We start from the raw sequence: 11,991 nt of genomic DNA on the forward strand, positions 1-11,991 counted from the left end.
TTTTTAAAAAAGAAGACGAAATGAAAAAATTATGGCATAATACTAGGAGTAGGTCCTAATTCAAGCATTTTTCAGTTATGAGTGTTAGAATAGGTAAATTGAAACATGATTCGTTTCATAGAAAGAGGCTAAAAGGAGCTGTACCATGAAAAGAGAAGACTTAATTGCACCAGAACAATATAACTTAGTCAGTGAGATTGAAGCGTTCAGTCATGACCAGGAGAAAATCGCCCTGCACTGGCAGGACGGAAATGGCCATGAAGCACATGTGACATATGCAGCATTAGTGGAAGAGGCGAATAAAATTGGTCATGTTCTATTAAATGCAGGCTTTAAAAAAGGCGATAAAATCATTGTGATGGTGCCTCGTATGCTAGAGGCATACAGCATTTATTTAGCCATTTTAAAAACAGGAATGGTTGTAATTCCTTGTTCAGAAATGCTTCGCGCTAAAGATATAGATTACCGAATTGAACATGCAGAAGCAAAAGGAGCGATTGTTTACGCATCATTCATTCAATCGTTTGAAGGAACCAACCAGCCAAAAGATTTCAAAACATTCTCGATTGGTGAGAATGATCATGGCTGGACAAACATTGTTGCGCAAAAGGAAGAGCAGTCAAGCGAGTTGAAATTGGCAGACACAACACGTACAGACATGGCGTTTCTCTCTTATACATCAGGCACAACAGGTAACCCAAAAGGGGTTGTTCATACACACGGCTGGGCGTATGCACATTTACGTACTGCGGCCAAAGCATGGCTCTCCATTAATGAAGGGGATAAAGTATGGGCAACAGCAGGACCAGGCTGGCAAAAATGGGTGTGGAGTCCTCTCTTATCTGTTTTAGGAAGTGGAGCAGAAGGTTTTGTTTATGGAGGGAAATTTAATCCGAATACGTACTTAGAGCTGCTTCAAAAAAATGAAATCAATGTTCTATGCTGTACACCAACAGAATATCGATTTATGGCAAAAGTGGATGACCTCAGTCAGTACGAGCTACCCAAATTGCATAGTGCTGTTTCTGCGGGAGAGCCGCTCAACCGTGAAGTCATTGATACGTTCAAAAAACATTTCGATATCGAAGTGCGAGATGGTTACGGGCAAACAGAAAGCACGCTGCTAGTCGGGGTGCTGAAAGGAATGGACATCAAGCCAGGCAGCATGGGCAAACCAACACCTGGCAATGAAGTAGAGATCATTGATGAGAATGGCCAGATCTGTGCTCCAGGAGAAATAGGTGACATTGCCGTTCATCTTGAAACGCCGGCTTTATTCAAGGAATACTACAAAGATGCAGAGCGTACAAAGGCGCAGCGCCGAGGGGATTACTTTATTACCGGTGACCGTGCGAAAAAAGATGAAGACGGGTATTTTTGGTTTGAAAGCCGCAGGGATGACATCATCGTCAGCTCAGGTTATACAATTGGTCCATTTGAAGTCGAAGATGCACTGATTAAACACCCAGCAGTGAAAGAATGTGCGGTTGTGGCAAGTCCAGATGAAATCAGAGGATCAATCGTGAAAGCATACGTCGTCTTGCGTGATGCATCTGCACAAAGCGATGAGCTGATTAAAGAACTGCAAACACACGTGAAAAATACAACAGCACCGTACAAATATCCAAGAGAAATCGAATTCATTGACGAGCTACCAAAAACTCCGTCAGCGAAAATTCGACGTGTTGAGCTGAGAGAAAGAGAGCTTGCACGAAAATCATCATAACAGTAGAAACAATAAGCGTCTGGATGGAAAATCATCCAGCGCTTTTTTTATTGGACAAATCAAATATGTAAAATTCGTTCATGATGTTTTATGTTAAAATGTGTAAGGATGACTTGAAAAGGAGAATGTTCTGAAAATGTCGATTGCGATAATTCATGGGATTGTGCTTGCCTTTGGTCTTATTTTACCTTTGGGCGCACAAAATGTATTTGTATTTCAGCAAGGAGCCCTTCAGCCTCGATTATATCGCGTACTGCCTGTGGTCATTACAGCTGCTCTCTGCGACACACTTTTAATTACTTTAGCTGTCATTGGGGTTTCGGTTGTTGTACTCACCATTCCTATCTTGCAAATGGGTCTTTTTATCATTGGATTTTTCTTTTTACTTTATATGGGTTGGTCGGTTTGGAACACGAGCTCCGCAACAGGTAATCAAGAAACGATAGACCTGATGCCTGTGAGAAAACAAATCATATTTGCCTGTTCCGTTTCACTTTTAAATCCTCACGCGATTCTCGATACAATAGGAGTGATAGGAACGAACTCTCTTCAATATCATGGGGCGGAAAAGGTGGCATTTACCGCAGCCTGTATCATCGTCTCGTGGTTATGGTTTATGGGGCTTGCCCTTCTCGGGAAAATGTTAGGAAAGCTAGATACAAACGGCAAGTGGATGAACCGGATCAATAAAGCCTCTGCGGTCATGATCTGGCTGGTTGCATTATATATCGCCTATCAGCTTATTGGATAAAGGATACATAGAGCAAAAGAGACGTGATGTTGAACATGTCATTTGAAGAAGCGTTGGATGGAAAACATCCGGCGTTTTTTTGTTGTCTACTGTCTCGGGGCAAGCATCAGTTACACCCCGTTCATTTATCTCAGACATACTGACGATTCAATTACCTGGAGGAAATGATCAAAATAGAATGTATGCTACACTATAAAAATGTATTTTATTGGATGTGGAGGTTTTCAAATGGCTCATAAAGAACAGCGTAAAGGGGCAGTGCTTGCTGCCTTTGATACATTGACGTTTGGTGTACCAGTCTTGTTGTGGAATTTATATAAGAATACGAATAAAACATTGAAGCTGATGATCCCGATTATTCCAATAGTAGGTTTCATCACGTATCTTTTAGCATCTCTTCACTAACGTTTTCTAAAATGATCTGCATGAGCGATACGCTCATGCTTTTTTCATTCGATCATTTTTTGAAGATGGTTTGATTTAATAGACGGAGAGCTTGTACGATATCATCCATTTGATTTCGGTCAGAGGAAGAAAGGCTGTCCATGAGCATGGATTCAATTTGTTGAAATGCTTTGTCCATACACTCGCGGCCTTTTTTAGACAGCATAATGACATGTTTTCGCTTGTCATCTTTATCTTCTTGTCTATCAATGAATTGTTTTTCGTGAAGCTTTTTCAATTCTCTGCTGACATTCGGAAGAGACATGTGCTGACAATCGGCGATTTCGCTAGGTGTTAGCGGCTCACTGACGGCTAACTGCTCCAGAATCAAATATTGTAGAGTGGTTAGATCAGATGGTTTGATCTTGCTCATCATAGCATGTTTCAGCTCAGAAAAAGTAGAAGCAAATGTGACAAACTCTTTGAAAAAATGGGGGTTTTTCATCATTTTCACCTCCTACGTACCATACCAAATTTATTATCAAAAAACAATTATCATTTGACAACTAAAAAAGAGGGGTGTATGCTCTTGGTTATCAAATGATAACTAAAGGAGCCGAGCCATGAATGTACTCATTATTTATACTCACCCTCATCACAATAGTTTAAATGGTGCTTTTTTTAAAGAAATCCTAAAGGGCAGTGAAGAAAATCCAAACGTTCAAGAAGTGAGAATCATCGATTTATACCAAGACAAATTTGATCCTGTACTTATTTTTAATGAAGAGAAAAAAAGACGTGATATGCATAAGGACCCTGATATTCAAGAATATCAAGAGAAAATCAAATGGGCAGACAACATCGTGTTTGTTTATCCGATTTGGTGGGGGCGGCCGCCAGCCATGCTGCTTGGTTTTATTGATCGCATGTTTGCAGCGAATTTTGCTTATCGTCAAACAGGCGGGCTGCTTCCAGAAGGCTTGTTAAAAGGAAAGAGGGCTGTTTGTGTTTCGACAATGCAAGGACCGACCCACTATCCTTTCTTCTTTTTGCAAAATGCCCACAAAATCTTAATGAAACGAGCTCTTTTACAATATGTCGGGATTAAACCGGTGAAGTTCTTTGAATTTGGCATGATGGAAAGTCCAAAAGGGAAGCATGACGTGAAATTAAAACGGATATACAACTATTTTCGGAATATCAGCTCATAAAACCACATTCCTTGAGTCACTTTTCTTCTAATTTGAACCTGTTATGTCTTAAAATGACAGAGAGAGTGAGTGACTCATTCTCTTTATTTGAAAAGGGGGATATGGATGAAGAAAACATTGTTTAAAGATGCGGCTCTTATCACACTTGATCCATCTTTAGGTTTTCTGGAGAAGGGAGATCTATTAATTGAAGGGGCACATATTGTAGAAGTCGGACCTTCGATTGAAGCAAGCGGTGCTGATGTTGTGGATGCGTCTGACATGGTCATCATGCCAGGGCTTGTGGATACCCATCGTCATGTGTGGCAGTCCGTCATACGGGGGATCGGAACAGATTGGTCTTTGCAAACGTATTTGAGCAAAATTTATTATGGCAACTATGGGGCGATGAGACGTCCATCAGATGATCGAATTGCTAATTATTTAGGCGCATTAGAGGCATTAGATGCAGGAGTGACCACGTTTTTCGACTGGACGATGATCAATTCTATGGATCATACAGAAGAACTCATTGGAGGTTTAAAAGATGCGGGTATTCGAGCGGTCTTTGGTTTTGGTACCTCTGGAGATGCAGCGTATTGGGACAGAGAGAGTACGCTCACGAATATGGAAGACGCAGCCCGCGTGAAACAAAAACATTTTCAATCATCGGATCAGCTGTTGACGATGGGACTTGCCATTCGTGGACCTGAATTTTCTTCATGGGAGACGACCGTCTTTGAAATTGAAACAGCGAGATCACTAGATGCATTATGCAGTATGCACATTGGCTTTGGAAATTGGGGAGCGGCGGATCGATCGATTGAGCGGCTTCATCAAGCAGGGCTGCTCGGGCCTGATTTGAATATGGTGCATATCAATGCAATTGATGCAGATCAAATGAAGATGTTAGCTGACAGCGGAAGCTCCATCTCGATTACACCTGAGATTGAAATGATGATGGGACACGGATATCCTGTCACAGGGCTCGCCATTGAAAATGGCGTTCTGCCAACGCTTGGTGTAGATGTGGTGACAGCGACAGGCGGAGATTTGTTTGCTCAAATGAAATTCGGACTACAGGCGGAACGAGCGATTCAAAATCAATCTTTATTGATGGAAGGGACGATGCCAGGGCCTGAACTTGGATTGTCTGCACAGCAAATGCTTGAAGCAGCCACTATAAACGGGGCTCGTGCCTTGAAGCTTGATGACAAAATCGGCTCACTCACACCTGGAAAAGAAGCTGATTTTATCTTGATCGACCGGACAAGCATGAATCTTCTTCCGATGACAGATCCAGCTGGGGCAGTTGTTCAAACGGCACACCCTTCAAATGTTGATTCTGTCTATGTGGCTGGAAAAGCAGTGAAACAAAATGGGAAGCTAGTTGGAGTGAACTTAGAAGAGGTCAAACAAAAAGCTTATGCGGCAAGAGATCATATTTTATCGCACAAGTTTGAATCAACGCCATCATAAACAAACAATCCCCATAGGCAGCTGCCTATGGGGATGAGATTACAAGGATTCTTTAATGACTTTTTTGTAATACTGGACAGATAGGAATCCGAAGATAGAATATAGCACCGTATAAATCGACATGACGATGAGCATTGGTGTCCACAGTTCACCGCCGAAGAAAAACCAGCCTGACTGTACTGCAAAGTAGCTGTGAAGCAACCCGACAACGAGCGGAATCCCAAAGTTAAATAGCTGTTTGAGCCGAATACCTTTTAATAGATCCTTCTCAGTAAAACCAAGCTTACGCAAGATCGTGTAAGAGCTTTGTTCTTCTTCACTTTCATTCATCTGCTTAAAGTATAAAATACAGCCTGATGTGACAAGGAAGCTGAGACCTAAAAATCCGACTATAAACATCATCAGTCCGATGGTTTGTTTTTGTTGCTGAGTGGTAGCCAATTGAGACATGCTGTTGTCACCTAGTTTTAAAGAAGTAAACACATCATTCGCTTGTTCAAGGTTTTGATCATCTTTTATATTGACTGCGTGATATTGATTATTCTCAATCTGAAGTTTAGGATCTTTCTGCTGGTCAAGCTGCTCAAAGACACTTTGACTGACGACAGCAACAGGTAGACCACCAAACGTGAAGTTGTAAGAAATGAGGTAATCTTTCTTCATATCAATGACCTTTAAATCAAGGGGTTTCTTAATAAGTAGTTTCACATCACCTGAACTTTGAATCGGCATGAATTTCTTCAATAAATCACTGTAGCCGCTTAAGGTGACTTCGTTGCTTTTCACATGAATATTTGGTGCGTTTTTCTCACTGATCACAGGTAGAGTTAAGACGCCTGGATCATTATTCATATTTTTAATCTCTGAATCCATGATCTTTTTTGCGTCAAACTTCGCTTGAATGACCTTGAACTGCTTTGTTTCATACGCAATATGTTTGTCAGAAAGTGCACGAGTGAAGGTGTTGGCTTCTTTCTCAGATCCCATGACGAAATGTGAAGGGATCTGTTGTTCAGCGGTTTTTTCTGCTGAGTAATAGGAAATGTAGCTTAAAGATAACAACCCGATGGCAAGCGCAGATACCGTTGTAATAATCGTTAAAAGCAGTGCGTTTGATTTTAACCGGAACATAATAGATGACAGAGACAGGACTTCATGAATGGCGAGATAGCCATTTTTTCGTTTGCGTACGATATTGGCAATGAACGAAACAGAGCCTTTATAGAAAAGAAAGGTACCGATAATGACAGAGGCTAGAATATAAATCATCGCTAAAAGTAACGCAAGCATGGACGTATATGTGCCGGTAAAAAGCTGAGAAGAAATATAATAGCCTGAGCTGATGAATGCAATGCCTAGAACCCCAATGATGATTTCAAACACAGAGATTTTTTTCACACGCTGTTCTGTAGAAGACGTGGTTCTAAATAAAGATAAAATCGTCTGTCTATTAATAAACCATCGATTTCTTAACATAATTAATCCATAGATGACGAAAAAGACGATCAGTGTCTGCAAAAGGGCCATGCCTGAAAAATGCAGGTTGGCGATGGCGTTCACGCCGGTTACTTTAAATAGCACCATCAGCATGAGTTTTGAACCGATAAATCCAGCTATGATACCAATAGCCATGGAGACCACGTATAGGATAAAGTTTTCTGCATTGAGTAGTTTGGCAATTTTTTGTTTCGTCATGCCAATGAGCTGCAGGAGACCTATTTCTCTCCCTCTTCGTTTAATAAAAATGCTGTTCGCATATAACAGGAAGATTCCAACAATGGCAATGAGTAGTACTGAAGCGGCTTTAATCGACGCACCGCCCTTAATGGACCCCTTTACATCATCAAGTGCTGGTGAATACTGCAAGGTGACAAAGGAAAAATAGAGCGCCACACTAAATACGAGTGCAAACACGTATAAATAGTAATTTTTTAAGTTTTTCTTCAGATTGCGGAAGACGAGCTGATTAATGTTCATGCTTCACACCGCCTAAAACACCTTGCGTTTTCATAATATCCTCGAAAAACATCTTTCTCTCTAATGCGCCTTTATTCAATTGTGTATAGATCTGTCCATCTTTGATAAAAATCACTCGTCTTGAATAACTGGCTGCAACAGGGTCATGCGTCACCATGACAATGGTTGCTTTGCGCTTGTGATTGAATTCTTGCAGCTTGTTCAGTAAGTCAGACGCAGATTTGGAATCAAGTGCTCCAGTTGGTTCATCAGCAAAAATGAGGCTTGGTTCATGAATAAAGGCACGTACCGCAGATGTCCGTTGCTTTTGTCCACCAGACAGTTCATTTGGATATTTGTCTCGTAGTTCATAAATCCCCATATCCTCTGCAAGCTGTTGAAAGCGTTCAAAAGCTTCTTTTTTAGGCGTTTTGGAGATGGATAATGGCAAGAGGATGTTCTCTTTAACCGTGAGTGTATCAAGTAAGTTGTAATCCTGAAAAACAAAGCCAAGCTGTTTCTTTCTAAATTCAGCGAGCTGCTGATCTTTCATTTGCGTCATTTCTGCATCCGCGATCCGAATCGATCCGCTGGACACATGATCAATCGATGACAATACGTTCAAAAGGGTCGTTTTCCCCGAGCCTGATGGCCCCATGATGCTGACAAATTCTCCAGCTTCTATCGTCAAATCAATGCCTTTCAGCACCTCTTGTTTATTGAATTTATTTCCATAGCTTTTATATAACTTGCGAGCTTCTAAAATGTTCATCTGTCGAACCCCTTTTTTATTTAATTGATATCTCTAGTATAAAAAGAAGCCGATCAGACTTCCTGCGATTTGGCGAACAAAACAGACGAGCATGTGACATTGTTGTCACATGCTTGTTTCATATGTCAAAGCCTTATGTAGAATTCAGATTGTTATTCAATTATTTTATCTGTTTTTCGCTATGATGTATCAAATTTCTTGTTTTTTTCTGATGAACCTTTACAGAGTATTTGATTTCATGTAAGATATGCATATCAAATATATGCATAGTAAATCTATGTATTAGGGGTGACCATGGATGAAAGTGAGTAAAGAGCTTCTAAAGGGGAGTACAGCTACCCTTATTTTAAGCTTGTTAAATGAAAAGCCGATGTATGGATATGAAATGATTAAGGAATTGGAGTCGAAATCCGAAGGGATTTTTAGCTTTAAAGAGGGGACGATATATCCTATTTTGCACACTTTGGAGGGGAAAGGATTTATTGTGTCTTACTGGGGCGAAGGGAATGGCAATCGAAAAAGGAAGTATTATCGGATTAATGAACAAGGCAAAGCGTTTATGAAGGAAAAGAAAGAAGAATGGACTGTGTTTAAAGATGCAGTAGATGGCGTTTTGAACGGGGAGAAAGTCGTATGGGACTAGAGAAAAAGTTTGAACAATATATCAAAAATGTGTGTAAACGAATCAAAAATAAAGACGTACATGCAAGTATAAAGCTTGAGCTTCGTGATCATTTATACACGCTGAAAGAGGAAGCGGTCAGTGCGGGCATGTCAGAAGAAGAGGCGGTAGATCAAGCGCTCGATCAAATTGGAGATGCAGCCATACTCGGAATGCAGCTTCATGAAACACACAAAACTCAAGTTGACTTTAAAACGATACTTCTTGTATTAGCTACTTGTTTATTTGGGCTGTTTGTAATGTATTATTTTCAGTTTCATTCTCATTTACTTCATTTTCAAGACACGAATATCTTTTATAAAAGTCTCATTTACTATGTATTTGGTCTTGCGTTGATGCTTGGACTGTTTGCTTTTGATTATCGGCGCTTTTTACCCTATTCATGGCATTTATACATAGGAACGATTGGAATGCTGATTCTTACAATGATGATTGGGACAAGAGTGAACGGTATTCTCTTTTTAAGCTTAAATAATGGATCGATCAATCTGACTGAAATTTTTCCATTTCTGATGATTATTTCGTTAGCTGGCATTTATCAATCTTGGAATTGGGAGAAAGGTTTCAAGTCCTGGCTAGGGTTAGCGATTGTCACTTTACCCATTATTTTATTACATATAGTCGGATCTCTTTCTGCAACCATCACCTTTATGATCATATGCATAACGATGATGTATGTATCTCATGCAAGAATGAGACAGCTTATTCCGTTTACAGCAGCAGGTATTGTCTATCTCATTGTTCAATTATTTTCTCTGTATCAAGCTGATATGTCCCACTTTTACCAATACTCACTTCATGAATTTAGCTCAAATGGTTTTCAGATAAATCCGTACGCATTGTATGATGTTCACACTGATTGGATGTTGACGTATATCATTTATTCATTCGGATGGTTTGCAGGATTGGCCGTTCTTATGTTGTTTGTGACTTTGATTTATAGAGTAGTTCATACAGCGAAACGAGTTCAATCTGCTTATGGCAAAATATTAATGATTGGTTTGGCAACCACATTTGCAGCAAAATTTATCTTAAGTATTTTCACAAACTTTGGATTATTGCCTATATCAGGAGTTTCCATGCCTTTTATGAGCTATGGGGGATCTCATATTCTTCTAGAAATGATGTCAGTCGGGCTGCTAATGAGTATTTATAGAAGGAAACAGCTAGGAGAAATATGCCGTGAAGTAGCGTGATATGGCTGTATAAAATCACCCAATCTCTTCAATGCTTCGTTGGATGAAGAGATTGGGTTTCTTGAACTGCATGTTCACATGCTAGCAATATGCACAAAATCATTCTTTTTCGGAAAGATCAAGGTGAAAGTTGTCCCTTGATCTAATGTGGAGTTGACCTCGATCGTGATATGAAGAGCGTCAGCTCCCTTTTTTGTTAAATAGAGCCCCATGCCTGTGGAGGCCGTGTCATTGTGATGTCTTGTGGAGGTAAAGCCTTTTTCAAAAATACGGGACACGTCTCTTGGGTCAATTCCTCTGCCTTGATCTGTGATGGTGAGCACCACTTGTTCGTTCATTTGTTTGCTTTCGATGATAATGTCAGATGATTGGCTGTACTTGACGGCGTTTGTCAGCACTTGTCTGATCATAAAGGATAACCATTTTGTATCACTTAATACATCTCGCTCTTCTAATAAAAGGTCAAAGCCAATTCCTTTTTGCATACACCACGATTGGAGCGCTTTGATTTCTTTCGTTAGCATGTTTTGGAGATCCAGTTTTTCAATAAATAAATCATTTTCAATATGTTGGATCCTGCTTTGATGCAGCTGTGCATCAAGGAGTAAATGTATTCTAAGCCATTCATATGTCATATTTGATTTGAGCGGCTGTTCTGTTATGCGGTCAATCATTAAGTGCATCGCCGTGAGCGGCGTTTTCACCTCATGTATCCATGAGAGCAGTTCATCTTTTTCTTCTTCCAGCGCAGTCTTTTGCTTAGTCGTCATCTGGCGGTATCGGTCGATTTGCTCTGACGCTGCCTCCTGTACAATTTGTTCAAAGGGGGAAGAGGGTTTGAGACGCATTTGATGGTCTATATTTTCATCCCATTCTTTCAGTTGCATGTAATAAGCAGTTTCTTTCCGGTAACGAAAAAAAAGAAAAACAATGAAGAGTAATGTAGACAAAAGCACGATATAAAAAAGAGAAGCGAGTGGAATCGTTGTATCCAAATATGCAACAAAGAGAATGAGAAGCTGCAAACTAAGAAAGAACAAGATCCAGCTTCTTCGTTCTTTTAGAAATGCTTGCAGCATCATTGATCATCCTTTTCTTTTGCAAGATAACCTTGACCCACCTTTGTTTCAATGAAGGCGCCAAGGGAGATTTCGTCTAGTTTTTTTCTAAGGCGGTTGACGTTTACAGTGAGTGTATTGTCACTCACGAATCGTTCATCGTCCCATAAAGCTTGGATGAGTGATTCCCTTTTGACGATATGGTTTTTATGCTGAATTAATTCTTTTAGAATAAAAAACTCATTTTTTGTTAATTCAATCTCACCGTTTTCATTTGTCACTGTATTATTTTCGAGGTCAAGGGTAGCGCCGCACCAGACTTTTAAGTTGGCTGGTTCCGCATTATAATCATGGACTCGGCGAAGAACAGCACTTACTTTGGCGATGAGAACGTCAAAGTGAAAGGGCTTTTGTACAAAATCATCAGCTCCAAGCTGCATCGACATGACCATATCAGCAGGATGATCACGAGAGGAAAGAAAGATGATGGGCACATTAGAATGATGCCGAATCATCCGGCACCAATGAAAGCCATCGTACTTTGGTAGCTGAATATCAATAATGACTAAATCAGGCTGGATGGAAGTGAACTCCTGCATGACCTGTTGAAAATTGTTGATCCCATACACATCATAAGACCAGTTGACTAAACGTTCTTTGATTTCTTGGAAGAGGGTTGTATCATCCTCAATCAGCAAAATTTTAAACAAAACGAGCACCACACTTTTTGAATTACTTGTACATCATTGTAGCGGAAAACAGGCACTCCCGCTAGAAGCAGACAGTAAAAAAGCAAG

General features: G+C 40.2%; 12 protein-coding genes. 7 read left to right on the forward strand and 5 right to left on the reverse strand.

All coding sequences use genetic code 11. From position 1 onward, the window contains the following. Positions 1–145 precede the first annotated feature (145 nt). The 3 genes from mbcS to N521_RS19675 all read left to right on the forward strand — a co-directional run bounded on the left by mbcS (position 146) and on the right by N521_RS19675 (position 2,882). Positions 146–1,726 (forward strand): acyl-CoA synthetase MbcS, encoded by a 1,581-nt coding sequence (mbcS, locus tag N521_RS09980; protein WP_025207794.1) that lies wholly within the window; start codon positions 146–148, stop codon positions 1,724–1,726. A 136-nt stretch (positions 1,727–1,862) separates the two neighbouring features. Continuing rightward, positions 1,863–2,477 carry a LysE/ArgO family amino acid transporter gene (locus N521_RS09985; RefSeq protein ID WP_025207793.1) on the forward strand — a complete coding sequence of 205 codons (615 nt, stop codon included), beginning with the start codon at positions 1,863–1,865 and terminating at the stop codon, positions 2,475–2,477. A 228-nt stretch (positions 2,478–2,705) separates the two neighbouring features. Further along, positions 2,706–2,882 carry a hypothetical protein gene (locus tag N521_RS19675; RefSeq protein WP_197025616.1) on the forward strand — a complete coding sequence of 59 codons (177 nt, stop codon included), beginning with the start codon at positions 2,706–2,708 and terminating at the stop codon, positions 2,880–2,882. Positions 2,883–2,934: 52 nt separating this feature from the next. Here the strand turns inward: N521_RS19675 and N521_RS09990 are convergent, their stop codons facing one another. After that, positions 2,935–3,366 (reverse strand): MarR family winged helix-turn-helix transcriptional regulator, encoded by a 432-nt coding sequence (locus N521_RS09990; protein WP_035391122.1) that lies wholly within the window; start codon positions 3,364–3,366, stop codon positions 2,935–2,937. A 118-nt stretch (positions 3,367–3,484) separates the two neighbouring features. On the opposite strand from N521_RS09990, the gene N521_RS09995 reads away from it, so the two are divergent. Continuing rightward, on the forward strand, positions 3,485–4,072 hold the full coding sequence (locus tag N521_RS09995) for an NAD(P)H-dependent oxidoreductase (protein WP_035391124.1): 588 nt from the start codon (positions 3,485–3,487) through the stop codon (positions 4,070–4,072). Positions 4,073–4,177: 105 nt separating this feature from the next. After that, entirely contained in the window at positions 4,178–5,530 is a 1,353-nt protein-coding gene (locus N521_RS10000; RefSeq protein WP_035391126.1) for an amidohydrolase family protein, read from the forward strand. A 39-nt stretch (positions 5,531–5,569) separates the two neighbouring features. Here N521_RS10000 and N521_RS10005 read toward each other — a convergent pair whose 3' ends face one another. After that, positions 5,570–7,507 (reverse strand): ABC transporter permease, encoded by a 1,938-nt coding sequence (locus N521_RS10005; RefSeq protein WP_035391128.1) that lies wholly within the window; start codon positions 7,505–7,507, stop codon positions 5,570–5,572. Next, positions 7,497–8,258: an ABC transporter ATP-binding protein gene (locus N521_RS10010; protein ID WP_007501759.1), complete on the reverse strand. Its 762-nt coding sequence runs from the start codon at positions 8,256–8,258 to the stop codon at positions 7,497–7,499. The genes N521_RS10005 and N521_RS10010 overlap by 11 nt, the downstream gene beginning before the upstream one ends. A gap of 298 nt (positions 8,259–8,556) precedes the next feature. Between N521_RS10010 and N521_RS10015 the strand changes: the two genes are divergently transcribed. Together N521_RS10015 and N521_RS10020 are read left to right on the forward strand one after the other, a co-directional pair. Then, the gene (locus N521_RS10015; RefSeq protein WP_035391131.1) at positions 8,557–8,901 is read left to right on the forward strand and encodes a PadR family transcriptional regulator; all 345 of its coding nucleotides are present in this window, start codon (positions 8,557–8,559) and stop codon (positions 8,899–8,901) included. Beyond that, on the forward strand, positions 8,892–10,136 hold the full coding sequence (locus N521_RS10020) for an FtsW/RodA/SpoVE family cell cycle protein (RefSeq protein ID WP_035391133.1): 1,245 nt from the start codon (positions 8,892–8,894) through the stop codon (positions 10,134–10,136). The genes N521_RS10015 and N521_RS10020 overlap by 10 nt, the downstream gene beginning before the upstream one ends. A 74-nt stretch (positions 10,137–10,210) precedes the next feature. On the opposite strand, the gene N521_RS10025 is transcribed toward N521_RS10020, so the two are convergent. Together N521_RS10025 and N521_RS10030 are read right to left on the reverse strand one after the other, a co-directional pair. Further along, a complete protein-coding gene (locus N521_RS10025) occupies positions 10,211–11,215 on the reverse strand; it encodes a sensor histidine kinase (RefSeq protein ID WP_035391136.1) in 1,005 nt (334 codons plus the stop codon). Beyond that, positions 11,215–11,904 (reverse strand): response regulator transcription factor, encoded by a 690-nt coding sequence (locus N521_RS10030; RefSeq protein WP_025207787.1) that lies wholly within the window; start codon positions 11,902–11,904, stop codon positions 11,215–11,217. Before N521_RS10030 ends, N521_RS10025 begins: the two co-directional genes overlap by 1 nt. Between the last annotated feature and the right edge of the window lie 87 nt (positions 11,905–11,991).

Origin of the sequence: Bacillus sp. UNC125MFCrub1.1 (assembly GCF_000701305.1) — a bacterium.
Lineage (GTDB): Bacteria > Bacillota > Bacilli > Bacillales > Bacillaceae > Bacillus > Bacillus altitudinis.